Source organism: Dellaglioa sp. CoH-56-MRSF-12, from assembly GCF_056782075.1.
Map to the genome: position 1 here is coordinate 1 of NZ_JBXAYD010000004.1, position 25072 is coordinate 25072.

22 protein-coding genes and 1 pseudogene are annotated in these 25072 nt (G+C 33.4%); 6 read left to right on the top strand and 17 right to left on the bottom strand.

What is annotated here, in order from left to right:
• Positions 1–85: 85 nt before the first annotated feature.
• Positions 86–508: pseudogene (locus AC1RPY_RS05170) on the top strand (transposase); the annotation flags it as partial.
• 126 nt (positions 509–634) lie between these two features.
• Here the strand turns inward: AC1RPY_RS05170 and AC1RPY_RS05175 are convergent.
• Both AC1RPY_RS05175 and obgE read right to left on the bottom strand, forming a co-directional pair.
• Complete coding sequence (locus AC1RPY_RS05175) at positions 635–2545, bottom strand: acyltransferase family protein (RefSeq protein ID WP_481761719.1); 1911 nt, start codon at positions 2543–2545, stop codon at positions 635–637.
• Positions 2546–2626: 81 nt separating this feature from the next.
• On the bottom strand, positions 2627–3943 hold the full coding sequence (obgE, locus tag AC1RPY_RS05180) for a GTPase ObgE (RefSeq protein WP_409022424.1): 1317 nt from the start codon (positions 3941–3943) through the stop codon (positions 2627–2629).
• A 194-nt stretch (positions 3944–4137) separates the two neighbouring features.
• On the opposite strand from obgE, the gene AC1RPY_RS05185 reads away from it, so the two are divergent.
• From AC1RPY_RS05185 to AC1RPY_RS05195, 3 genes are read left to right on the top strand one after another with little or no spacing between them, the layout of a single operon-like run.
• Positions 4138–4893: a DeoR/GlpR family DNA-binding transcription regulator gene (locus tag AC1RPY_RS05185; protein WP_481761718.1), complete on the top strand. Its 756-nt coding sequence runs from the start codon at positions 4138–4140 to the stop codon at positions 4891–4893.
• Positions 4890–5801, top strand: coding sequence for a 1-phosphofructokinase (pfkB, locus tag AC1RPY_RS05190; protein ID WP_481761717.1), 912 nt, complete (start codon positions 4890–4892; stop codon positions 5799–5801). Before AC1RPY_RS05185 ends, pfkB begins: the two co-directional genes overlap by 4 nt.
• Before the next feature lie 24 nt (positions 5802–5825).
• Positions 5826–7754 carry a PTS fructose transporter subunit IIABC gene (locus tag AC1RPY_RS05195; protein ID WP_409022421.1) on the top strand — a complete coding sequence of 643 codons (1929 nt, stop codon included), beginning with the start codon at positions 5826–5828 and terminating at the stop codon, positions 7752–7754.
• 115 nt (positions 7755–7869) lie between these two features.
• On the opposite strand, the gene uvrC is transcribed toward AC1RPY_RS05195, so the two are convergent.
• The 3 genes from uvrC to AC1RPY_RS05210 all read right to left on the bottom strand — a co-directional run bounded on the left by uvrC (position 7870) and on the right by AC1RPY_RS05210 (position 11936).
• Positions 7870–9639 carry an excinuclease ABC subunit UvrC gene (uvrC, locus tag AC1RPY_RS05200; protein WP_481761716.1) on the bottom strand — a complete coding sequence of 590 codons (1770 nt, stop codon included), beginning with the start codon at positions 9637–9639 and terminating at the stop codon, positions 7870–7872.
• Positions 9640–9748: 109 nt separating this feature from the next.
• The gene (locus AC1RPY_RS05205; protein ID WP_409022419.1) at positions 9749–10483 is read right to left on the bottom strand and encodes an amino acid ABC transporter ATP-binding protein; all 735 of its coding nucleotides are present in this window, start codon (positions 10481–10483) and stop codon (positions 9749–9751) included.
• Positions 10476–11936, bottom strand: coding sequence for an ABC transporter substrate-binding protein/permease (locus AC1RPY_RS05210; RefSeq protein ID WP_481761715.1), 1461 nt, complete (start codon positions 11934–11936; stop codon positions 10476–10478). Before AC1RPY_RS05210 ends, AC1RPY_RS05205 begins: the two co-directional genes overlap by 8 nt.
• A gap of 202 nt (positions 11937–12138) precedes the next feature.
• Between AC1RPY_RS05210 and AC1RPY_RS05215 the strand changes: the two genes are divergently transcribed.
• Entirely contained in the window at positions 12139–12291 is a 153-nt protein-coding gene (locus tag AC1RPY_RS05215) for an SPJ_0845 family protein (protein WP_409022417.1), read from the top strand.
• A gap of 37 nt (positions 12292–12328) precedes the next feature.
• Here the strand turns inward: AC1RPY_RS05215 and AC1RPY_RS05220 are convergent, their stop codons facing one another.
• The 12 genes from AC1RPY_RS05220 to rpsO form a co-directional block, all read right to left on the bottom strand.
• Complete coding sequence (locus AC1RPY_RS05220; RefSeq protein WP_409022416.1) at positions 12329–12622, bottom strand: nucleoside triphosphate pyrophosphohydrolase family protein; 294 nt, start codon at positions 12620–12622, stop codon at positions 12329–12331.
• Positions 12612–13217: a ribosome biogenesis GTP-binding protein YihA/YsxC gene (yihA, locus tag AC1RPY_RS05225; protein ID WP_481761714.1), complete on the bottom strand. Its 606-nt coding sequence runs from the start codon at positions 13215–13217 to the stop codon at positions 12612–12614. The genes AC1RPY_RS05220 and yihA overlap by 11 nt, the downstream gene beginning before the upstream one ends.
• 119 nt (positions 13218–13336) lie before the next feature.
• A complete protein-coding gene (locus tag AC1RPY_RS05230) occupies positions 13337–13768 on the bottom strand; it encodes a hypothetical protein (protein WP_481762411.1) in 432 nt (143 codons plus the stop codon).
• Positions 13769–13823: 55 nt separating this feature from the next.
• A complete protein-coding gene (locus tag AC1RPY_RS05235) occupies positions 13824–14891 on the bottom strand; it encodes a WxLIP family cell surface protein (RefSeq protein WP_409022413.1) in 1068 nt (355 codons plus the stop codon).
• A 138-nt stretch (positions 14892–15029) separates the two neighbouring features.
• Positions 15030–16289 (bottom strand): ATP-dependent Clp protease ATP-binding subunit ClpX, encoded by a 1260-nt coding sequence (gene clpX, locus AC1RPY_RS05240; RefSeq protein WP_409022412.1) that lies wholly within the window; start codon positions 16287–16289, stop codon positions 15030–15032.
• A 177-nt stretch (positions 16290–16466) separates the two neighbouring features.
• Positions 16467–17765: a trigger factor gene (gene tig, locus AC1RPY_RS05245; protein WP_409022411.1), complete on the bottom strand. Its 1299-nt coding sequence runs from the start codon at positions 17763–17765 to the stop codon at positions 16467–16469.
• 149 nt (positions 17766–17914) lie between these two features.
• The gene (tuf, locus tag AC1RPY_RS05250; protein WP_409022410.1) at positions 17915–19102 is read right to left on the bottom strand and encodes an elongation factor Tu; all 1188 of its coding nucleotides are present in this window, start codon (positions 19100–19102) and stop codon (positions 17915–17917) included.
• Positions 19103–19417: 315 nt separating this feature from the next.
• Complete coding sequence (locus tag AC1RPY_RS05255; protein ID WP_481761712.1) at positions 19418–20338, bottom strand: hypothetical protein; 921 nt, start codon at positions 20336–20338, stop codon at positions 19418–19420.
• A 58-nt stretch (positions 20339–20396) separates the two neighbouring features.
• A complete protein-coding gene (locus AC1RPY_RS05260) occupies positions 20397–22124 on the bottom strand; it encodes a ribonuclease J (protein WP_409022408.1) in 1728 nt (575 codons plus the stop codon).
• Positions 22125–22144: 20 nt separating this feature from the next.
• Positions 22145–23014 carry a 4-hydroxy-tetrahydrodipicolinate synthase gene (dapA, locus tag AC1RPY_RS05265; RefSeq protein WP_481761711.1) on the bottom strand — a complete coding sequence of 290 codons (870 nt, stop codon included), beginning with the start codon at positions 23012–23014 and terminating at the stop codon, positions 22145–22147.
• Between the two features lie 23 nt (positions 23015–23037).
• Positions 23038–24087 carry an aspartate-semialdehyde dehydrogenase gene (locus AC1RPY_RS05270; protein WP_481761710.1) on the bottom strand — a complete coding sequence of 350 codons (1050 nt, stop codon included), beginning with the start codon at positions 24085–24087 and terminating at the stop codon, positions 23038–23040.
• Positions 24088–24234: 147 nt separating this feature from the next.
• A complete protein-coding gene (rpsO, locus tag AC1RPY_RS05275) occupies positions 24235–24504 on the bottom strand; it encodes a 30S ribosomal protein S15 (RefSeq protein ID WP_409022405.1) in 270 nt (89 codons plus the stop codon).
• 281 nt (positions 24505–24785) lie between these two features.
• Between rpsO and rpsT the strand changes: the two genes are divergently transcribed.
• Positions 24786–25040 carry a 30S ribosomal protein S20 gene (gene rpsT, locus AC1RPY_RS05280; RefSeq protein ID WP_409022404.1) on the top strand — a complete coding sequence of 85 codons (255 nt, stop codon included), beginning with the start codon at positions 24786–24788 and terminating at the stop codon, positions 25038–25040.
• Positions 25041–25072: the final 32 nt, after the last annotated feature.

Genomic DNA, 25072 nt, shown 5'->3' on the forward strand with positions numbered 1-25072 from the left:
GGACATACAAAAATCCCTCCATGATTATCGGATGAAATTATATTATTTCATCTGACAACCATAAAGGGATTATTACAAAGCTTTAAAAACTCAGTGGCGCCTTTTTCACAAACAAGAAACAGAACTAGAAAGTTCAAAATCTGTTTATTTTTTTAGTACGAAAGAATATATGACGCAACAGAATGTTGTTGATTTAGGATTAGAACAAAGTTCTAACTTCAAAAAAGTCTATGAAACATATCAAGATATTTTATTAGCTATCAATAAAGCCGACACTTCTAATTTAACTCAGTTATTAGAAGACTATCAACCTAATAACAGTGAAATGGATACTGTAATAACCACTTTTAAAAAGAATCAGCATTATATTAAAAATAGTTTATCTTCACCATATTCAAATGGCCCTATAGAGGGACTTAACCGAAAAATTAAAACACTTAAACGTAGCTGTTACGGTTTCAGAAACTGGCATCATCTATTTGAAAGAATTTTATTAATTCATAACTAAAAAAAGGAAATCCTTTTGGATTTCCCTTAATTAAATTAGACGTTTATCGTCTCACCAACACTATTTGACGCAGACCCAAAAATAAGAAGCCCTACAAACCATAGTTTGTAGGGCTTCTTAAGTATTTTACATATTTTTAATTAATTGTCTTGCAATATACGTTGCATAATACTTTGAACCATCGGGATCTGGATGAACATTATCATCATAAAACCACTCTGTATGATCCTTACTATATGAATACCAATCAATTATATGCAAATTTGAATATTTTTTCTTTTGTGTCTCCAACATGCTATTAACGGTACCTTCCCAACGCCTTGTTGGGACATGTACATTAATCCAGTAAACTTGTTTCCCCGAACCAACTGCACTCATAATATCGTCAAACTGATCGGTTGTAAATGGACTATTTGTCCCTAAACCAATAACAACGTTATCTTGAAGTTTACCTTGCTTAGCCAACAACCTAATATCATCAGCAGCTGTATATACCTGACGACCGACTTTTGCATCAACATACATATGTGGGAAATCATCTTGTAATATGTTTTCTCCATCTGCCAATACAGAATCACCAATTGCCGTTGCATATACGCTTGAGGCTTTTTTTGTCTCAGCCTTTGTTAATGATGTTGGGCTTTGTTTTTCAGCAACTACTTTTGAAGAACTAGTTTTAGAAGCACTTTTGCTACTTGATTGTTTTTTCTTAGAACTAGACGAGCTCGGTTTTTTTAATGCGTCAGCATTCTTTTTATCAGCTACTTTAGCATTCTCACTAATAGTATTCTGTAAAGCATTCACTCCAGTAATTGAAAGACTTGGTCCGTTAATTATTCCAAACAACGCTATACCAATTATTAATGCACCCACAATAATAGAAAATTTTTGACGAGTTTTTTTAATATCCTTTGTAAAGGTTTCTTTAATAAATGTAAATGTTTGTTTATAATTAAATCTTTGTAGAGGTCTTTCTAAGAATCGATATGACAAATCACTCACTAATAAAATGATAGATATTTCAATTAGCGCGTTTAGCCATGGATGATCACCTATACTCTGAATCTTTGACTCATAGAATACCATTATTGGAAATTGATATAGGTAAATGCCATAACTTCTCTTACCAACCCAAGTAAAAACAGGATTTGTCATAATTTTGTTCATATCCGCTCCAGGATGTGCAATTGTAGCTACAAAAATCATAACTAAAACTGAAAAGAAAAACATCCCTCCACGATAAACAAGCGAACTTTGATCTGACATAGTCAAAAACAAACTAATAATTGTTATGAGCGATACTATACCTAACGCATCTAAAACAAATCGGCCTTTTTTTGAAATTTCCTTTTTTAAAGAACTGCTTGGCCAAATAAATGAAAGTGCTGACCCCAATAAAATTGAAAACATTCTTGTATCCGTTCCATAATAGACACGACTTGGATCAGATCCTGCTTTATACAAGAAGGCCATCGCTAATGCGGAAATAAAAGCTAAGATAAAGATAAGATTAAAAATCCGTTCTTTTCGTTTTAAAAACACAATTAGCAACGCCACTATAATAGGCCAGAAAAAATAGTACTGACCTTCAATTGATAGCGACCAAAGATGCGTAAATGGTGATGGCGTCCCGAAATGATCAAAATATGATTCTTTGTGCAAAACTTGAAACCAATTATAAACATATAACAAATTTGATGCGAAAATTTCTTGAATATTTTTCAATAACTCTCTTTGAAATAGTGTTATATAGGCAATAGTTGCAATCAACATCGTCAATAACGCTGGATAAAGTCGTCGAACCCGTCGAATATAAAAGCCTAGAACATCAATTTTTTTATTTTGTTCCCATTCCTGATTAAGTAAATCAGTAATCAAGTAACCCGATACAACAAAAAATATCGGTACACCTAAGTATCCACCTTGTAGACTAGATGGCACGAGGTGATAAAGGATAACCCCAATAACAGCCAATGTCCTCACGCCATCAAAGCCAGTAATATATCTGGCTTTTTTTAATCTTTTTTTCTTATCCATCTTGTTCCGTTCTCCTCTTATCTTATATAAATTACCCTTTTATTTGCTGATAGCGTAACCGTAAATTATTAATATTCCGAATTATTCAACGAACTCAAATGAGAATTTATCAATTCTCACTATATCCCCACTTTTAGCACCACGTTCACGTAAAGCATCATCGACACCCATACCACGAAGTTGACGTGCAAAACGCATCAAACTTTCGTCTCGGTCCATATTTGTCATTTGGTATAGACGTTCTAATTTTTCTCCAGAAAGAACCCAAGTTAAATCTTCATCCCTATTAATAACAAAATCAGGTGCAGATTTTTCTTGTTCTTTTTCGAAATCATAGATTTTTTGTTGTGCTTCTTGTTCTTTCAAGTTTAGTGCTGGGAACATTGGTGTTTCTTCCAATAAATCACCAGCTACATTCATTAAGGTTTGTAGTCCCTCACGAGTAATAGAAGAAGTAGAAAATACACGAGGTGTTTCTTCCACTGTAGAATCTTCTGCCAATTGTTTTTTAAATGCTTCTAACTGTTCTGCAGCCCCTGGCATATCCATCTTACTTGCCACAATTAATTGCGGACGTTCAAGTAATTCAGGGTCATAATTTTTTAATTCTTTATTAATCTTAAGATAGTCGTCAAACGGATCACGACCTTCTTCAGGATTCATATCAACTAAATGAAGAATAACACGTGTCCGCTCAATATGACGTAAAAATTGAATTCCTAATCCAACGCCAACTGAAGCCCCTTCAATCAATCCGGGTAAATCAGCAATAACAAAATCACGGTTATCATCTAAACGAACCATCCCTAAATTAGGTGATAACGTTGTAAAATGATAATCTGCAATTTTAGGTTTGGCACTTGTCACAACTGAAAGAAGCGTTGACTTACCGACAGATGGAAATCCAACTAACCCAACATCAGCTAAAACTTTTAATTCAAGTTGAATTTTACGTTCTACTCCAGGTTCACCATTTTCAGAAATTTCTGGAGCTGGATTTTTAGGACTAGCAAATCTAATATTGCCACGACCACCTCGACCACCCTTGGCAACAACAGCATAATCTCCTTTATGAACGAGATCAGCGATTACTGCTCCTGTTTCAGCATCTTTAATTGTTGTTCCTTCTGGTACTTGAACTCTTTTATCAGGTGCACCATGTCCGTGCATCCCTTTAATCATTCCTTTTTCACCAGATTCAGCTCTAAAATGTTTACTGTATCTAAAATCCATTAAAGTTCTTAATCCTTCATCTACTTCAAATACAATACTACCACCACGGCCACCATCACCACCGGCTGGTCCACCATTAGGTACATATTTTTCTCGACGGAACGCTACCATCCCGTCGCCACCTTTACCTGCTTTTATTTCAATTGTAACTTGATCTATAAACATACGATCACCTATTCTTTCCGTTGACTACTAACTTACTATTTTAAAGAAGAAAAAGTCATTTGTCTATGTATTTACTTAACTCTTTTAAAAATTCAAGCCAATTTCTCATATTTCAAATTTTTTTGGTATTTTTGAATGTTTTTGGTTGATTTTGAATGTTTTTGGTGGTATTTTATTTATAAGGAGTTGAGAAAGTGCTTACAATTGAAAGGTGCCAATATATTATTTCTGAAATTGACAAACATGGTTATATTAAGTTACAAGATATTTGTCATAAATTAAATGTCTCAGAATCAACTGTTCGACGCGATTTACAGCAGCTTGAAACTGATGGTGAATTAGTAAGAGTTCATGGTGGTGCACAAAGCATCCAATCATTAAAAGTTGAAGCAAATTTAGAAGAAAAATTTTCATTAAATACGCCAAATAAAATAGCAGTTGCTAAAGCTGCTGCAAATTTAATCAAACCTAATAATGTGATTTTTCTTGATGCTGGTAGTACAACTTTCGCAATGATTCCCTATCTTAAGTTAGTTAACAATCTAACTGTTGTTACAAACGGTGTTAATCATGCACTTTCTCTTTCTGAAAATGATATTAGAACAATCGTCATCGGTGGTCAAGTTAAAGCTAATACAAAGGCTATTGTGGGAGCTGATAGTATTAAATCAATCAAGAACCTTCAATTTGATTTAGTCTTTCTCGGTATTAATTCAATTAACAATAAATTTGGATTTAGCACACCAGATCCTGAAGAAGCCGCAGTTAAACTGGCCGCAATTCATCAAAGTCGACAAACTTATGTTTTAGCCGACAAATCAAAATTTAACCAAGTTTCATTCATTAAAGTTGCAGATCTTAATCAGGCTACAATTATCACTGATAAATTGCCGGTAACTGATTCTGAAAATTATAAAACACAAACAAAAATTTTGGAGGTACAACAATGATTTACACAGTAACTTTAAATCCTTCTATTGATTACATCGTTCAACTAGATAAGTTAACGCTTGGCGAAGTTAATCGGATGGATTATGATACAAAATTACCAGGTGGTAAAGGTATAAACGTTTCCCGAATTTTAAATGAATTGAATCAACCTAATAAAGCACTTGGTTTTATTGGTGGATTCACAGGTGAATTTATTAAGTCAGCTATGATAGCTAATCACCTAGATACTCAATTTACAAAAATAAAAGCTGATTCTAGAATTAATATTAAAATAAAAGCTGACCAAGAAACCGAAATAAATGGTAAGGGTCCTCTAATATCAGATGATGAACTTAAACTATTCAATGAGCAATTTGAAACATTGACGTCTGATGATACTGTCATTTTAGCTGGTAGTTTAGTTCCTAACCTATCTCAAGATTTTTATTATGAATTAATTAAAGTAATTCGTTCTAAAGGCGCACAATTTGTTATTGATACAACTGGTGAAGCACTATTGAAAACAATTAGTGAAAAACCTCTCGTCGTGAAACCAAATCACCATGAATTAGCCGAATTATTCAATGTTACTTTAAACGGTATCAACGATATTGTGAAATATGGTCAAAAATTATTAGAATTAGGTGCACAACATGTTTTAATTTCAATGGCTGGCGATGGCGGCCTATTGATTACTAAAGATGCTGTTTACCAAAGTAATGCGCCTAAAGGGACTGTTATTAATTCAGTTGGTGCTGGCGATTCAATGATTGCTGGTTTTACAGGTACCTTTGCAAAAACTAATGATCCTATTGAAAGTTTTAAATATGGACTAGCTTGTGGCTCCGCAACTGCATTTTCTGAAGATATTGCAACTATTGAAAAAATTAACGAAATTTTACCACAAATTGATATTAAGAAAATCTAACTATTATAAAAGGAGTTTTACACTATGGACTTAAATGAATTATTACTTAAAGATGTCATGATTATGGATCTTCAAGCAACAACAAAAGCCGAAGCAATTGATGAAATGGTACATAAATACTTTGAGGCTGGCGTGATTGATGATGAGGAACTTTACAAACAAGACATTCTAAAACGTGAAGCACAATCAACTACTGGTATCGGTGAAGGTATTGCCATGCCACATGCAAAAAATAAAGCTGTTAAACGTGCTACTGTCCTATTTGCTAAAAGTAAAGCAGGACTTGACTATGATTCACTTGATGGTCAACCTACATTTTTATTTTTCATGATTGCTGCTCCTGAAGGTGCAAACGATGCCCATTTACAAGCATTAGCTGCTTTATCAAGTCTATTAATTAATCCCGATTTAGTTGATAAATTAAAAACAGTCACAACTCCAGATGAGGTTCAAGCTGCCTTCACTGCCGCTGAAAATGAAAAAGAAGCAAAAGAAGCTGCTGCACAACTTGCTGCTAAAAACACTGATGTTAAACCATCAGGTAATCCATACGTGGTCGCTGTAACAGCCTGCCCTACTGGTATCGCTCATACTTATATGGCTGAAGCTGCCCTCATCAAACAAGCTGAAGAGATGGGCGTTGACATTAAAGTTGAAACAAATGGCTCAGAAGGTATTAAGCATCGTTTAACTGACGAAGAAATTAAACGTGCGTCTGGTGTCATTGTCGCCGCTGATAAAAAAGTTGCTATGGATCGTTTCGATGGCAAACCTTTAATTAACCGTCCTGTTACCGATGGTATTAAAAAAGCCGAAGAATTGATTACTGCCGCAGTAAACGGAAAAGCACCTATTTATCATGCTAAAGGAACCGACGCTGCTGAAAATGATGAAGAAACCTCTGGTAGTGTTTGGAATGAAATTTATAAGAACTTAATGAACGGTGTATCACACATGTTACCATTTGTTGTTGGTGGCGGTATCTTAATGGCACTCTCATTCATCGTTGAACAATACGTTCCCGGTGGCTCAAGTTCACAAACTTTTATCTTCTTAAATGGAATTGGTAATTATGCATTTGCTTTCTTAGTACCTATCTTAGCCGGTTTTATTGCTATGAGTATTGGTGATCGTCCTGCCCTTATGCCTGGTATTGTTGGTGGTTACATGGCTAACTTTGCTGCCGCAAATGTTATTAAAACTGAATCTGTTTCTGGTTTCTTAGGTGGTTTAGCAGCTGGTTTTATTGCCGGTTATGTTATTGTCGGTCTTAAAAAACTCTTTAAAAACTTACCAAAATCACTAGATGGGATGAAACCTATCCTAATCTACCCTATTTTATCCTTATTAATTGTCGGCGCGATTATGTTCTTTATGGTTAATCCTATCTTCGCACAAATTAATCATGTCTTGTCAGATTTCTTAACTCATATGGGAACAGCCAATGCCGTCTTAATCGGTACAATTCTTGCTGCTATGATGGCTATCGATATGGGTGGTCCATTTAACAAAGCAGCTTATACATTCTCAATTGGTGTCTTCACTTCTACTGGTGATGGTAAAATGATGGCTGCTGTTATGGTTGGTGGTATGATTCCTCCACTTGCAATAGCTATTGCATCAACATTCTGGAAAAATAAATTTTCTGAAGATGAAAGAAAAGCCGGTTTGTCAAACTACATTCTTGGTATTTCATTTATTACTGAAGGTGCTATTCCTTACGCAGCAGCAGATCCATTACACGTCATTACATCAAGTGTAATTGGTGCTGCAATCGGTGGTGGTTTAAGTCAATTCTGGAACGTCTCTGTTCCTGCACCTCATGGTGGTCTTTGGGTAATTGCCTTAGCTACAAATAAAACGTTCTACTTACTTTCTGTTTTAATTGGTGCTGCAGTTGCAGGGATTATCCTCGGTATCTGGCGTCCAGTTGCAAAAGAAAATAAGAAATAATTCGTTTAACTTTGAAGAGCTATCAGGATAATACCTGATAGCTCTTCTTTATTTTAAAATAAAAAGGAGTCCTTAATGACATAAATCTCTGTCATTAAGGACTCCTTTTGTAAATTTATAATGATAATTTTATTGTTTGTGCGACTGTCTTTGAAATACCTAATCCTTGTAACTCTTCCATTGAAGCGTCTTTAATATGTTTCATCGACCCAAATTCTTTTAACAATTTCGTTTTGGTTTTTGGCCCAACACCCTGGATAGAATCTAAACGAGAACTAAGTGAGTTCTTTGAATGAACTTGACGATGAAAGGTAATGGCAAATCGATGGACTTCATCTTGAATCCTTTGTAAAAGGTAAAACCCTTCACTCTTTGGATCCAATGATAGTCTTTGATCAGCATCACCAAACATTAAATCAGATGTTTTATGCTTGTTATTTTTAACCATCCCCGCTACTGGAATCATTAAATCTAATTCATTACTTAAAACGTCTTTTGCAGCTTCTATTTGTATTTCAGCACCATCCATTAAAATTAAATCTGGCATAGGCTTACCTTCCTTCAAAAGACGTGTATAACGTCGGCGAACAACTTCACGTGTACTTGCTGCTTCATCCGCATGATCAACTGTATTCAACTTATATTTGCGATATTCGCTCTTCTCAGGTTTACCATCAATAAAACTAACCATGGCTGATACCAGATCAGTCCCTTGTATATGTGAGTGATCAAAAGATTCTATTCGATGACCTTCTGGAATCCCCATAGCGTCTGTAATTTCTTTCATGGCACCAGTTGTTTTGCGCCCATCTAATTCTAGTAATCTGAATTTTTCTTCAAGAACTAAGCGAGCATTTTTTTTAGCTAATTTTAAAAGTTCACTTTTTTGCCCACGTTGTGGTGTCCGAATTGGTACTTGTAAGATATCAGATAAGATATCTGTATCAATTCCTGCTGGAACTAATATTTCTTTTGGTAACACATTATTTTTTCGATTATAAAACTGAAGGATAAAAGTTGCCATTTCTTCTTCAGCCGTTGTTACAATTGGAAAAAGTCTTTTTTCTCGCTTCATTAATCGTGCTTGCCTAATAAAGAAAACTTGAATTGACAACCAACCTTTATCCAGATAGAAATTAAACAAATCTCTAGGTGTATTATCATTTGAAATGATTTTTTGTTTTTCAACAGTAACTTCAATAAAATGAATTTGATCACGTAATTCAGCGGCACGTTCAAATAACATTTCATCCGCTGCCTTACTCATTTCTTTTTTTAGTTTTTGTTTTGCTACAATCACATTACCATTTAAAAATGATTTGATTTTTTTTATTTGAGCCTCATATTTTTCATGCGGAACTTCTTTAAAACAAGAGCCTAAACATTGCCCCATATGATAATACAAACATGGTCGCTTCTGAAATCCATTGCATCTTCTTAAAGGATAAACTTTTTGTAAAAACTGCAATGTTTCCTGAGCTGCATAAACATTTGGATAAGGACCAAAATAAAATCCACCGTCCTTATTAACCTGACTAACGATTTGCATCATTGGGTCTTTTTCATTTGTAATTTTAATATATGGATATCCAGTACCTTTCTTTAATTTTATATTATAATACGGCTGATGTTTTTGAATTAAAGTAATTTCCAACAGAAATGCTTCTTTATCAGTGGATGTAATAATTGTTTCAAAATCAACAATTTGAGAAACCAATTTAGCTGTTTTTCCATCATGCGCACTTTTGAAGTAAGAACGCACCCGATTTTTTAAATTTTTTGCTTTCCCAACATAAATAATCTGACTATTTAAATTTTTCATGATATAGCATCCTGGTAATGCTGGTAATAATGCTAATTTATTTTCGATATGCTCTGAAGCCAATCGAGGCACCTTCTTTACGTTAATATATGCTTTAATTATACCCCGAACAAGCGTTTGAATAAAGAAAATAGATTCCAAATAGACGGGAGTCTATCTGAAATCTATTTTTTTACAATATCTTTGATAAAAAATCTTGCGCACGTTCTGACGTCGGATGATCAAAAACATCTTCTGGACGTCCTTTTTCTTGAATATATCCTTGATCCATGAACCAAATTTGATCTGCTACTTCTCTAGCAAAACCCATTTCATGTGTCACAACTACCATCGTCATTCCGTCACTAGCCAACGTTTTCATAACTTTAAGTACTTCTCCGACCATTTCAGGATCTAATGCTGAAGTTGGCTCATCGAATAAGAGTACTTCTGGATCCATGGCTAATGCTCTGGCAATCGCAACTCGTTGCTTTTGACCACCAGATAAACTATCTGGATATTGTAGTGCCTTATCTGCTAATCCAACTTTTTCTAATAAATTGGTAGCTATATCAGCTGACTCTTTATCTGATATATTTTTAACTTTCATGGGAGCCAATTTTATATTCTCAATTACATTCATATTTGGAAACAAATTAAAACCTTGAAAAACCATCCCCATTTTTTCTCTCAATTGATTTAAGTCTTTTTCATTTAAACTTGTTAAATTTTCACCTTCGAATAAAATATCCCCTGATGTAGGAACTTCAAGTAGATTCAGACAACGTAAAAAGGTACTTTTACCAGATCCTGATGGTCCAATCACACAGATAACCTGTCCTTTATCAACTGATTCAGAAATATCTTTTAAAACATCATTTTTTCCAAAGGATTTTCTTAATTTATTAACTTCAATAATTTTAGACATGCTTCATCTTCCCTTCAAAGTAATTTAATAATTTAGATAAGCTAAATGTTAAAACAAAGTAAATTAACATTGCAACAAAGATAGGCGCAATACCTTTATAAGTAGCTGATTGAACCATTTTCATCTGATAAATTAAATCAGTCACACCAATAATAGAAACAATTGAACTTTCTTTTATTAATGTTATAAATTCATTTCCCAGAGCTGGCCAAATATTTTTTAGTGCTTGTGGAATAATAACAGACTGATACGTCTCTTTCTGTGAAAGCCCCAAACTTCTTGCTGCTTCCATTTGTCCATCATCAACAGAAGAGATTCCCGATCGTATTACTTCAGCTATATATGCGCCTGAATTAAGCGATACAGCAATAATACCTGCAATTAGCGCTGGAATATTTACTAACATTCCAATACCGAAGTACACAAACATCACTTGAATCATTAGAGGCGTTCCACGAACAAATTCAATGTAGGATACTGCAATTACTTTAATCACTTTATTTTTGCCCAAACGCATGAGTGCTAGCAACGTTCCTAATATAACACCAACAATAACTGAAACCGCCGTTATTAATAAAGTATAACCAATTCCTTTGGCAAAATATTTCCAATAGTGAATCATTGTGTTATCCGATGTATTTTTTGTTAAATAATTACTAGCCTCAGGTAAATATGTCGTATTTATTAAATTTTTCTTTTTAATTTCTTTAATAGACTTATTTACAGCTGCCACCAAAGTATCGGAATTCTTTGCAAATCCGGCTGCAGCTCCCCTTGCATCAGGCGCTGAGATAAATCCAGGATTAACAACTGCTAATGAACTATCATTTTGTGCGTATGCTTTAGCAGTTGGTTCTTCCATGGCAACACCCGCTACCTTACCACTTTTAAGCGCTAAAATTAAATCGGTTACTTTAGCCAACCCTTTAATATTCACATTTTTTATTTGTTCTTTACTCATTGTATATTGAAGCGATCCAGTTTGAGCCCCAACTGATAGCCCAGAAAAATCATTTAAAGTCTTATATTTATCTTCATCAGTCTTATTAACCAACATCATTTGTTTTCCATTGTAATAAACATCTGAAAAATCAATACTTTTTTTACGATCATCCGACGGATTCATACCTGAAATAACCATATCAATTTTATTAGTTTCTAAGCCAACAAGTAATGAGTCAAAATCCATTTTCTTAATTACTAACTTAACTCCAATGTCTTTAGCAATTTTTTGTGCAATTGAAATATCAAATCCAACGATTTTATCATCGCCATTAACTGTTGTTTGAAATTCATAGGGTGGATAATCTGGACTTGTTCCAAGTACTAACGTTCCCTTATCCTTAACATTCTGTAAAGAGTTACCAGTTGCAGCACTTACTTGATTACTACCAACTAACATCATGAAAAATGCGATTAATATACCTATAAACCATTTTTTATTTATTTGCATCAATTTACTCCTCTTTTTTAATTTCTCTTATTAGTGAATAAATCGATTATATGCTACAAAGATTTTTTATGCAATTAAATACATATAATAAATGACTTTATACATATAAAAGTTATTTAAAGCGCTTTTTATGCATTAATCAGTTGTCTTGTATTCATTTTAATAAACTGTTATTCTATATTTACATAAGGAGGCTACAATTATGAGCTTAAAAATCCAACGCCAAGATAACTTGGAAAGTTTATTTGATAAATTTGCACTTGACCCTAAAGATCCTGCTAAAGTTGAACTTAAGTCTTCAGAAACGGAAGAGAAGCCTAGTTCTGATGTTAAAGAATCGAAACCTAAAAAATAAAAAAATTCAGATAAGTTATAAACTTATCTGAATTTTTTTATTTTTTAAATCCATCTGGGTAACGTTTATTTAATTTTAAAATATTATCTCTTGCAACATCATCAAATTCAATATCGGCCCATTCAGCAATTTGGGATAAATACCAAAGTACATCTCCCATTTCTTTAGTTAATTTCACTTTATCTAATTCTCGACCTTTAAAAGTATAATCTTTAATTAAATCAACTAATTGTCCACCTTCAGCCGCAACACCTAATGCACAATTTGTTAAAACTTGTTCAGTTCCATATAATGTGCGATTTGCTGCTTCTTGATATTCATTAAATTCCATTTTTTTCTCCTAGTTCTGTATGACTTTCAATCCATTGCCAAATCTCTTCTTTTCCAGATTTGTCTTGAGCCGAAAATAAAACAAAATCATCTTCAGGTGTCAAAGACAATGAACGTCTTATGATACTCTCATGTTGATTCCACTTACCACGAGAAATTTTGTCGCTCTTTGTCGCAACAACCAATACAGGAATATCGTAATAGTGAAGAAAATCAACCATTTGAACATCTAATTTTGTTGGCTCATGTCGAGCATCAACTAATGAAATGACCCCTCTTAAAGAAGTACGTTCTGCTAAATAGGTTTCAATCATTTGTCCCCACTTTGCACGTTCTGTTTTTGACACTTTTGCATATCCATATCCTGGAACATCTACGAAAAATAATTTTTGTTCCACGTTATAAAAGTTCAATGTTTGCGTTTTTCCAGGCTGACTAGAAGTTCTCGCATAACTTTTACGATTTATTAACGTATTTATTAATGATGATTTTCCAACATTAGAACGTCCTGACAGTGCAATCTCAGGAATACCATCTGTTGGATACTGTGCTGGTGCAACGGCACTCATAACAAGTTCAACATTATGAACATCCATATTAAACACCTTCCTTTCAATACTCAAACCATTTTACCATATAAAAATGTGTTAATGTAACTTAATCTGAATCAAAAAGCTTTACAACATGAATTAAATAATTCGATGTTGTAAAGCTTTTATTTTGTTGCTGCCGTTTGGATAATCCAAATTATTTGTACTTCCGAATATGTTACCACATGCGTTGTCAAAATCTGAATTAAAGTATTGGGCCAATAAAATAAATATTCCCCACTACTATCTTTAGCATTTGCTGTTATATTAGTTGAATCTCCAGAAATTAGATCACCATAAGTTCTTGGCATATTCTTTAATCCAGACTGTAACTTTGGCCGAAATAAGTCAACATGTACAATATCGTTTGACTTATATTGTAGCCTACCTTTCAATTGCCATGATGGTGTCAATCCATCAGTTGCGATTATTTGCAAATAAGGTGATTCTCTATTATTACTATCAGAATAAATTGCAAATTCTGAATTATTTTTCTTAACATATTTGTTAACCGTATTAGGTAACGTACTGTACCCATACGTTATGTCTGCAGACACACTTTTAAGTGTCACGAGCATACTGAAAAATAAAATAAATAATAATATTAAATACTTACTTATCAGCTTTTTTCTTATCAACATATCTTTTAATAAGGAAAAAGATTAGTATCACTAGGATTGCGAGACCAAGACCTAAAGCAACATACCATAGCGGATTTGTTGCTTTTTGTGGATCTCCAATAGCATCTTTGTTGTACTTACTTGCATCATCATTTGTAATTGTGAAGTTTTTATTGAATTTCCAAGTGTTTTTACCACTTGTTGCTACAGCCTTTAATGTGTAGTCTCCAGCTTCTAATTGACCCTTGTCATAAAGCATTGGGAATTTGAAATTTGAATTAGGAGCCATTGATAGGTTCTTTAATGTTGTATTTTCTAAAACATCTGTTGAACCCTTTTTCATAATTTCAGATTTAATTGTTAATTTAGGAATAATTACGGCTTTATCGTTTTGGAATACAGGGAATACACCTTTACGATAGTTTCTCATACCAGCTTTAACTGATAATAAATTCATATTTGGTTCAACCGTCTTCTTCTCTAAAATTTTAATTCCAATTGCATATGAATATGCATTTGAAATTGAAATCCCTTTTTTATTACTTGTTTCTTTAGTTGAATTATCAACTTTTTCAAAATACCAGCTACCTAACAAAACACCGTTGAAACTATCTTTTGGCATAGTAATTGTAGCCTTAACGATTTTACTTCCTTTAGCAGGAACTGTTACGACACTACCTGAATCTAACTTAGTAAGTGAAGCTAAAGGATATTTCATTGATTTATCAATATTCTTTTTTGCTAATTCTTTTGCATATTCAAGCTGACCATTATCATTTGTAGATGCTGTATAAACAGCATTACGAATTTTTAATGCTTTGTCTGATGAATTAAAGATTTTAACTGAAATCGTTTCTTTTTCCTTAGCATCCAATTTCAAATCAAAGTATGATTGTTTCAAACTAGCTTTAACTTGTTTATCAGATTGAATACTTTGAACACTGTACCCAATATTATTTGCAGGAGCCTTAGCTTCAACAGACTTATTGAATAACCCAAGTCCACCCAACAATACCCCAGAAAATCCGAACAAAATCGCTTTTTTTATTGTTTTATTCATGACGTCCACCCTTTATTATTTATTAAAATTATTAACCTTAAATTCATTATACTACATTTATATTCATTACTATGTCTTTTTTTTAGAGTGTACTCACTATATTTGACAGTCTTTAAATGACTATACTCTAACAAGACTTTAAGATGCTGCTTTCTTGCTCCCTTTAATTATTACAGGACCATCAGTTTGATCAACTGTTGCTTTAGTGATAATTACGCGCTCGATGTCTTCTTGGCTTGGAATATCAAACATAACATCACGCATTGTTTCTTCAATAATAGATCGCAAACCTCGTGCCCCAGTATCTCGCTTAATAGCAAGTTCGGCAACTCGTGACAATGCCTCAGGTTCGAATTCAAGCGTCACACCATCTAATTCAACAAGTTTTGTATATTGTTTAACCAATGCATTTTTAGGTTCCGTTAAAATTCGAACTAAATCTTCTTCTTTTAATTCTTCTAAAGCTGTCATAATTGGTAAACGACCAACAAATTCAGGAATTAATCCAAATTTTAATAAATCTTCTGGAATAATTTGTTGCATAACACTATTTTGTTCATCAATAGTTTCAGAATTGGATTCAGCACCGAAACCAATCGTTTTATCGCCTAATCGATTTTTGACCATTGTTTCAATTCCAGCAAATGCCCCACCAACAATAAATAAAATATTCTTAGTATCTATTTGAATTAATTCTTGTTGTGGGTGTTTACGTCCACCTTGAGGCGGAACACTTGCAATAGTACCTTCAAGAATCTTTAAAAGTGCCTGTTGAACACCCTCACCTGATACATCACGTGTGATTGAAACATTCTCACTCTTCTTAGCAATTTTATCGATTTCATCAATGTAGATAATTCCTTTTTCAGCTTTTGCAACATCATAATCTGCACTTTGCAATAATTTTAAAAGGATATTTTCAACATCTTCACCAACATATCCAGCCTCAGTTAAAGTAGTGGCATCTGCAATAGCAAATGGTACGTTTAAAATTTTAGCTAAACTTTGTGCTAAATATGTCTTACCTGATCCCGTAGGACCAACTAAACAAATATTACTTTTTTGTAATTCTGTTTCGTCATTATCTTCGTCAACTTCAAGCATATGATTAACTCGTTTATAATGATTATAAACCGCAACTGACAACGTTTTTTTAGATTGATCTTGCCCAATTACATAATCATTCAATTTATTCATAATTGCTTGTGGTTTTAATACAAGTAATGGTTCAGAATCCATTTGTTCCCTGAATTCCTCGTCGATAATTTCCTTACATAAATCAACACATTCATTACAAATATAAACACCAGGTCCAGCAACGATTTTCATTACTTGATCTTGTGACTTACCGCAAAAAGAACAATTTACGGGTCCGCCTTCTTCAGTATTTTCGAACATTTTACCACCTCGTATTTTTCTTCTCATCTTTTACTTTATGCATACCTATAGTACCAAATAAAGCAATATTTCGCGAATATTTACGTTCAAATGTATTTAACAAAAAAGATTGAAGCTAATAAACTCGCTTCAATCTCATTCATTCAAAATGATTAATCAAAATATCCGATTAATTATTTATTTTTTCATTTTTGCTTCTTCAACTGCTGAGTCAGCTAACTCGTCAACAACTTTCTTGATAGCAATATCATGTTTTACCATATCGTCTGAAAGAGCAGAACGAACTGCTTCTTCTTCCATACCATATTGTTCTGCTAAGTTTGATATTTCAGATGAAACTTCTTCTTCAGAAGGTTCAATTTTTTCAGCGGCAACGATAGCTTCTAACACAAGATTTGTTTTAACACGACGTTCTGCGCCTTCTTCAAATTGTTTGTGTAAATCGTCTTCACTTGTTCCTGTTAATTGGAAGTACATCTTTGTGTCAATTCCTTGTTGTTGCATATTTGCAAGGTATTGATCCATTTGGCGATGAACATCTTCTTCAATCATTGAATTAGGAATTTCATCAACTTTAGCATTATCAACTGCTAATTCAATTGCTGCATCTTGAATTGCTTCCTTAGCTGCAGCTTCTTTTGTTTCTTTAATTTGATCTTTTGTTTTTGCTTGTAATTCTTCAAGCGTATTAACTTCTTCATCAACATCTTTAGCAAATTCATCATCCATTTCTGGAAGTTCTTTGCCTTTGACTTCATGAACTTTAACAGCAAATACTGCTTCTTTACCACGTAAGTCTTCAGCTTGGTAATCTTCAGGGAATGTAACTTTTACGTCAACATCCTCTCCAGCTTTATGTCCTACCAATTGGTCTTCAAATCCAGGAATAAATGAATTTGAACCTAATTCAAGAGTATAATTTTCTGATTTTCCACCATCAAATGCAACGCCATCAACTTTACCTTCAAAATCAATGATAACAGTGTCGCCAGAAATAGCTGCTTCGTCTTCTTTAAGTACAAGTTCAGCTTGTTGTTGACGTTTTGCTTCTAAACTATCTTCTACGTCTTTTTTAGTTACTCGACGTGATTGTTTAGGAACAGTTAATCCTTTATAGTCACCTAATTCAACTTCTGGTTGAAGTGTAACTTTAGCTTTAAGGACCCATGTAGAATCTTTTTCTAAACTATCAATGTTAATATCAGGTTGATCAACGGGTGATACTTTAACTTCTTCAAGTGCCTTTTCGTATGCTTCTGGCAATAGAATGTTTAAAGCATCTTCGTATAATGATTCTTCACCATACATTCTGTTAAATACTTGACGTGAAACTTTTCCTTTACGGAATCCAGGAACAGTTAAATCTTTCTTAACTTTTAAGAAAGCTTTTTCCAATCCTTCTTTAATTTTATCAGTTTCAATTTCGAATGTTATTTCTCCATTGTTTTTACCTGTTTTTTCAAATTTTGCTGACATTGTTTTCCCTCCGGTAGAACAAAAATTTTATATTCGTACTATTTATATACTTGTCTATTTTACCGTATCATTACTAGATTGTAAATGGTTATAAAAAAAAATTCGAAAAGCAAAAGCTTTCCGAATTTCTTTTTTTAATTAATTAAAAATTAATCATCAATTTCTGAAACGACTCCGGCACCAACAGTACGGCCACCTTCACGAACAGTAAATTTAAGACCTTTTTCAATAGCAACTGGGGCGATTAATGATACTGTAAATGTAACGTTATCACCAGGCATAACCATTTCTACACCTTCTGGTAATTCAATAACACCAGTAACATCAGTTGTATGGAAGAAGAATTGAGGACGGTAGTTTGAGAAGAATGGAGTATGACGTCCACCTTCTTCCTTAGAAAGGATATAAACTTCGCCTTTGAATAATTTGTGAGTTTTGATTGAACCAGGTTGTGCAAGAACTTGTCCACGTTCGATTTGTTCGCGATCAACACCACGGAGTAAAGCACCAACGTTATCGCCGGCTTCACCTTCGTCAAGTGTTTTACGGAACATTTCGATACCTGTAACTGTTGTTTTAAGAACATCTTCATGTAAACCAACAATTTCAATATCGTCTCCGACTTTAACTGTACCACGATCGATACGACCTGAAGCAACAGTTCCACGACCAGTAATTGTAAATACATCTTCAACTGGCATTAAGAATGGTTGGTCTGTAGGACGAACTGGTGTTGGGATGTATGAATCAACAGTATCCATTAATAATTCAACTTGTTTTACAGCTTCTGGATCGCCTTCAAGGGCTTTAAGAGCTGAACCACGGATAACAGGAATATCATCGCCTGGGAAATCATATTCGCTTAATAATTCACGAACTTCCATTTCTACAAGGTCTAATAATTCTTCATCATCAACCAAATCAGTTTTGTTTAAGAACACGATAAGGTAATCAACACCAACTTGGCGAGCAAGTAAGATATGTTCACGTGTTTGAGGCATAGGGCCATCAGTTGCGGCTACAACTAAGATAGCACCATCCATTTGTGCAGCACCAGTGATCATGTTTTTAACGTAATCAGCATGTCCTGGAGCATCGATATGTGCGTAATGACGTGCAGCTGTTTCGTATTCAACATGGGCAGTATTGATAGTAATACCACGTTCACGTTCTTCAGGTGCAGCATCGATTGAAGCGAAATCTGCTGCTTCACCGAAACCGTTGTCTGATAATACTTTACTAATTGCAGCTGTTAAAGTTGTCTTCCCATGATCGACATGTCCAATAGTACCAATATTAACATGGGGTTTTGTTCGTTCGTAATGTTCTTTTGCCATGAATAAGAGCCTCCTAGTGTTTTTGTAAGAATAAAACAGTTTTAGAAAATCTAACCCTGATGATTCTTTGTTTTTATTATACTACTTCTTTATTTAATAACAAAATACATTATCATCAAATAAAGAAGAATCCTTAAAATATTATATAGACTGTTTAGAGTTTTGTAAATACCTATTTAAAGAATACTGAAACTTTTTATCTCGTCTTAAAATAACCTGGTTAAATCTACGCTCATACAACTAAATCTAAGTGAAATTTTGGATTCTTTATTAGAATATCATAGATTACTGTAAACGGCTAGCTTTACCTAATCATTAATTCATAATTTCAGTTAATTCTTTCGAAAGTAATGCATTTAATTCAACCATATACGTTAAATTTTCAGTCCTTTTAAAAGTGGATTCCATACCTAACTCACTTTTTACTAATTCAATCCATTCTTTCTCAATACCCAAAAAATCACTTGCAAAAGGATAAATCATCCCCAATTTTAAATTTAACATATGATTTAAAGAATTATTCATTTGTACATCAATAGTTCCCTCATCATTTTTTGTTAATTGATTAATTGTCAGTAATACAGGTTCATTTTCATTTGCAACTAATTTTTTTACGTCAATTTTTTTCTGAGTTCCATCAACCCATAAATAGTTTATTATTTCAATATTATTAGGTATCTTTTGTACCTCTTGCAATAGACTTGATTTTATAATTGGATGTACGTCTTTATCCATAAATATTTTTTGACAAGCATCTAAGAATTCATTTTTAGGTAGTACCAGTCCACTTTGAACAATTTGTTGCTGTCCAAAAAAGTCCACTGAACCTAAGTGTGCAAATTGACGTTCATTTTGTCTAAGTTGTTTATCGAATTTTTCACGGCATTCATTTTCAGCATCCAAAACTAGTGATGTGGCAAAAGGTTGCTCTTTAACCAATTGCCAAGCTCGAATAAATTTATTGTTTTTTAACAGTATATTTAAATAAACTGCAAATTGATCCCCACGTTTTAAGTAATCGCTATAAAATTCGTCAGCGATAATTAACGCTTCTTGAAATTGAGCATCCAAAACTAGAGAATTAACCAATAATTTATTATTTTTAAAACTACGATGACCATCATAATTTTTTGTGAATAATTGTGATGCTAGTTGATAATTTTTGTCACTTACAGCCTTTTTTGCTAACTGATAATTTTGTTTCTCTTGGTCGGGAAACGGAATAATTTCTGCCATAATATCCTCTATTTATTCTAAAAAAAGGGATAACAACATTTGTGTTATCCCTTTTTGATTATTTTTCGTTATTTTTTGTTTCCGCCGGTTTAACTTCTTTAGACTTTGTTGATTTTCTATGATACTGATTAATTTCCATAATAACAGGTAAAATAACTGGACGTCGTTTTGTTTGTTCATATAGGAAATGACTCATTTTTTCACGAACATCTTGTTTTAAATGTCCCCAATCAAATTCTTTATTGTTCAAATTATCTTGTACTGTTTCTGACACAATTTCAGCACTCTTTTCAATTAAATCAAGGCTCGTTTTTGTATAAACAAATCCTCTTGATGTAATTTTAGGCTTGTTTATGATTTTTTTCTTTTTACGATCAATTGTGACGACTGCAATAAAAATACCATCTTCAGAAAGTATTTTACGATCTCTCAGTACAATATTTCCAATATCACCAACACCAATACCATCAATCATGGTATTTCCTGCTTCAACTTGCGATCCTAAATTCATTTTTCCTTCAGAATAACTTAAAACATCACCCTTACCAGTAATAAAGATATGATCATATGGCATTCCTAATGTATGTGCTAAATCAGCATGTGCCGCAAGTAATCGATATTCACCTTGAATTGGAACCAGGTATTTTGGTTTCATTAAATTGATCATTAGTTGTAAATCATTTTGACCAGCATGACCTGAAGAATTTAATTCATCAGAAATTGCTTTCACATCAGCTCCTGCTCGGTAAATGAGATCTCTTGTCTTTGCCACATTAGTTTCCATAGCTTTTGACGTTGTTGTCGTAATGAAAACAAGATCTCCTTCATGAATATTAACAGTTGAATGTTGATTTAAAGCCATTCGCTGTAATGATTTTAAAGGTTCACCCATTTTACCTGTTTCCAATATAATTAGTTGATCATCGTCATATTTGCTAATATCACTCATTGGAACAATTAAATTTTCATCAGGAAGAACTAATTTCTTCAAATCCATAGCTGTTTTAACGATTTTTTCAACATCGTGTCCTGTTAATATAACCTTTCGATGACTTTCCTTTGCAGCATTTAGTATCTGTTGTACTCGTAATATATTTGATGCCACACAGGCAACAATAATACGACCTTTTTGATATTCAAATGTTTCATTAATGTATTCGTCAATTGCACTTTCATTGACTGTTGGGAATGGGTTCTCAGCATTAGCTGAATCACTTAATAACGCTAAAACACCATTCTTACCAATCTCAGCTAAACGTCCAAAATCTGTTTGGTAAACTGGTGCCGCAGCTTGATCGAACTTAAAATCACCTGTATAAACAATCTGCCCTTCATCAGTACCTAAAACGATTCCTAATGATTCAGGAATTGAATGGGTCGTTTTAAAGAATGAAATTGTCGTTTTACCAAAATCAATCTCAGTCTGATCATTAACAACGTGAAAATCAGAAAATTTACTTGCCTTAGGATCATTTTCAATATTAATTTTTGCTAATGCAATTGTTAATTCTGATCCAAAAACAGGCACATCAAATTCACTCACAAAGTATGGTAATGCACCAATTGCATCTGCATGCCCATGTGTTAAGAAAACACCTACAATTCGTTCTTTATTTTCTCTCAAATAACTAAAATCAGGAATTACAATATCAATCCCTAATAAGCCATTTTCTGGATACATTAATCCAGAATCAAAAATAAATAGATCATCATCCACTTCAACGACATACATATTTTTACCATTTTCTCGAACGCCACCAAGTGGAATTATTTTAACTTTACTCATTACTTCACCTCTTACATATTTTATATTTTTAGTATTTTCACTAGTTGATTTATTTCATTGTCAGTTAATGCCTCTATTGGTAAACGACACCCACCTACTAAGATACCCTTGTAATTTAAAGCTGCTTTAGCTGGTCCAGGAGATGGAAGAGAAAAAAGTGCAGCCATTTTTGGCGTCAACTCTCTTTGAATATCTCCTGCAAGCTTAATATTTCCATCTTGTACAGCTTGATACATTTTAGTCATTTCAATACCAAATATATGGCTTGCAACAGAAATAACACCACTTGCTCCTAAGATTTTTGCAGTCAAACTATCCGTATCTTCACCAGTATACACCAAGAAATCATCTGGCGTTTGTTCAACAATACGACTTAAATTTTCACTACCTGTACAATCTTTAATACCAATAATATGATTATTATTAGATAACTTAACAATTGTTTCAACAGTCATAGTTACGCCTGTACGACCCGGAATATTATAAATGAAAATAGGCAATTTCGAAGCATTTGCAACTGCTTCAAAATGAGCAATCATACCTTTTTGATTAGGCTTATTATAGTATGGCACAACAACTAAAGCTGCGTCCACACCAGTAATAGCGGCTACCTCATTGGTAAAATCAATTGTCTCCATAGTATTATTTGATCCTGTACCAGCCATAATTGGAACTCTACCATTAACTATTGCCACTGTTTTTTTAATCAAATTTAATTTTTCAGAATGATTCAACGTAGGCGATTCGCCCGTAGTACCATTAACCAGGATACCTTTTGAACCTGTTAAAATTAAATGTTCAATTAATTTAATTAAGCGATCTTCATCCACTTGATTCTGATCATTAAATGGTGTGACCATAGCTGTCATTATATCTACATTTTCAAACATTCGCTTAATTCACTCCTTTCTTTTTACTTTGGAACTCTTAATAAATCTAATTCATGCAATTTTTCAGCAATTTGAACTGAATTCCATGCAGCACCTTTTAACAAATTATCCGAAACGACCCATAATTGGAAGGCATTATCCTGTTCTAAATCAGCTCTAACACGACCAACAAATGTATCTTTCTTACCAGTGGCATTAATTGCTTGTGGATATATCTGTTGTTCCGGATTATCTTGTAAAACCACACCGGGTGCATCTGCAAGAATATTTTGAATTTGTTTAACAGAAGCATCATGACTTTCAACTTCAAACCAAACAGATTCCGAATGGCTAACAACAACTGGTACACGTACACATGTTGCAGTAACTTGAATATCTTGATTAGACATTATTTTCTTCGTTTCATGAATCATTTTCCATTCTTCATGTGTATAACCTGTGTCTTCAAAAACATCAATTTGTGGTAGTGGATTAAATGCAATTGGATAATGCTTTTTATCACCAGAAGCTGGTAAAATCTTTGCTTCCATCTCTTCGCCATCAAGATAAGCTTGTGTTTCATCTTTTAATTCTTGAATAGCTAAGTTTCCAGCACCACTAACAGCTTGCATTGTTGTAACAACAACCTTCTTTAAACCGTAATTTTTACGAATTGGTTCTAGTGCAACTACCATTTGGATAGTTGAACAATTTGGGTTAGCAATTAGTCCTTTGTGTTCATAAAGTGCCTGTTCATTAACTTCAGGAACTACTAGTGGGACATCAGGATCCATTCTAAACGCACTAGTGTTGTCTACAACAACTGCACCACGTTTAATTGCTTCAGGTGCAAACTTTTTAGATACACTACCGCCAGCAGAAAATAGAGCCAAATCAACATTCTCAAAAGAATCAGATGTTGTTTCTTCTACGATAACATCCTGACCTTTAAATTTTAATACTTGTCCTGCAGAACGTTTAGATGCCAAATATTTAATACTATTGATGGGTAAACTTGTTTCTTCTAGCATTTGAATCATTCGTGTTCCAACAGCGCCTGTAGCACCGACAACCGCAACTCTATATCCGTCCATTGAAAAAAACCTTCTTTTTCTTTATTTGAATCTCAATTATACCATAAAATTTATGAACGTTTTACATTTAACTCACTTATAGTAGACATATCTTAAATTTTAAAAATAAAAAAAGCAAAACTCTTATTAAGAGTTTTGCTTTTAGTTTTAACGACGAAGACCTAAGCGTTGGATCAATTCACGGTAACGTTGAATATCTTTGTTACGTAAATATGCTAAAAGGTTACGACGATGTCCGATTTTCTTCATCAAACCACGTTGTGAAGCGAAATCTTTTTTATGAACGCCGATATGTGCATTCAATTCAACGATATCTGCAGTAAGTACAGCGATTTGTACTTCAGCAGAACCTGTATCGCCTTCTTGACGAGCATATTCGTTCATAATTTCTGTTTTCTTTTCATTTGTAATTGCCATTAGTGTTTCCCACCTTTCTGAATCTAAATGCCTAAAACCGAGTAAGTCGTCGGTGAGACGTCAACAAACTAAGTTAAAGGTTACTTGGAACAAATCTAACCTTACTAAAATTTAGAGTATATTGCAAGTTTTTTATAACTTCTCTTATCTAATTATTACTATCAAGTAAAAATCCTTTACAAGTTTTCATTGCATTAACTAATTTGGTTAGGTATAATAATGGTTGTTGAAATATTTGTTGAGAACCAATAAGGTGATCATGATAAGTGGAGGTGACTTAAATGCCAATTATTCAATCTGCAATTAAACGTGTAAAAACGAATGAAAAAGCAAACGTTAAAAATGCTGCTCAATTAAGCACAATGCGTACTGCTGTAAAGAAGTTTGAACAAGCTAAGACTGCTGGTGCCGATAATGTAGATGCTTTATACAAAGCTGCTATTACTGCAATCGACAAAGCACATTCTAAAGGTTTGATCAAAGAAAACAAAGCTGCTCGTGATAAGTCTCGTATGGCTGCTCGTTACGCTAAATAAGTTTTCAGAAAAATACCCAGTAGATTAATAAT

Coding starts and splice junctions, on each gene's coding strand:
- AC1RPY_RS05175 (WP_481761719.1), bottom strand. CDS start 2,545: ATGGATAAGAAAAAAAGATTAAAAAAAGCCAGATATATTACTGGCTTT.
- obgE (WP_409022424.1), bottom strand. CDS start 3,943: ATGTTTATAGATCAAGTTACAATTGAAATAAAAGCAGGTAAAGGTGGC.
- pfkB (WP_481761717.1), top strand. CDS start 4,890: ATGATTTACACAGTAACTTTAAATCCTTCTATTGATTACATCGTTCAA.
- AC1RPY_RS05195 (WP_409022421.1), top strand. CDS start 5,826: ATGGACTTAAATGAATTATTACTTAAAGATGTCATGATTATGGATCTT.
- AC1RPY_RS05205 (WP_409022419.1), bottom strand. CDS start 10,483: ATGTCTAAAATTATTGAAGTTAATAAATTAAGAAAATCCTTTGGAAAA.
- AC1RPY_RS05210 (WP_481761715.1), bottom strand. CDS start 11,936: ATGCAAATAAATAAAAAATGGTTTATAGGTATATTAATCGCATTTTTC.
- AC1RPY_RS05215 (WP_409022417.1), top strand. CDS start 12,139: ATGAGCTTAAAAATCCAACGCCAAGATAACTTGGAAAGTTTATTTGAT.
- AC1RPY_RS05220 (WP_409022416.1), bottom strand. CDS start 12,622: ATGGAATTTAATGAATATCAAGAAGCAGCAAATCGCACATTATATGGA.
- yihA (WP_481761714.1), bottom strand. CDS start 13,217: ATGGATGTTCATAATGTTGAACTTGTTATGAGTGCCGTTGCACCAGCA.
- AC1RPY_RS05235 (WP_409022413.1), bottom strand. CDS start 14,891: ATGAATAAAACAATAAAAAAAGCGATTTTGTTCGGATTTTCTGGGGTA.
- clpX (WP_409022412.1), bottom strand. CDS start 16,289: ATGTTCGAAAATACTGAAGAAGGCGGACCCGTAAATTGTTCTTTTTGC.
- tig (WP_409022411.1), bottom strand. CDS start 17,765: ATGTCAGCAAAATTTGAAAAAACAGGTAAAAACAATGGAGAAATAACA.
- tuf (WP_409022410.1), bottom strand. CDS start 19,102: ATGGCAAAAGAACATTACGAACGAACAAAACCCCATGTTAATATTGGT.
- AC1RPY_RS05255 (WP_481761712.1), bottom strand. CDS start 20,338: ATGGCAGAAATTATTCCGTTTCCCGACCAAGAGAAACAAAATTATCAG.
- AC1RPY_RS05260 (WP_409022408.1), bottom strand. CDS start 22,124: ATGAGTAAAGTTAAAATAATTCCACTTGGTGGCGTTCGAGAAAATGGT.
- dapA (WP_481761711.1), bottom strand. CDS start 23,014: ATGTTTGAAAATGTAGATATAATGACAGCTATGGTCACACCATTTAAT.
- AC1RPY_RS05270 (WP_481761710.1), bottom strand. CDS start 24,087: ATGGACGGATATAGAGTTGCGGTTGTCGGTGCTACAGGCGCTGTTGGA.
- rpsO (WP_409022405.1), bottom strand. CDS start 24,504: ATGGCAATTACAAATGAAAAGAAAACAGAAATTATGAACGAATATGCT.
- rpsT (WP_409022404.1), top strand. CDS start 24,786: ATGCCAATTATTCAATCTGCAATTAAACGTGTAAAAACGAATGAAAAA.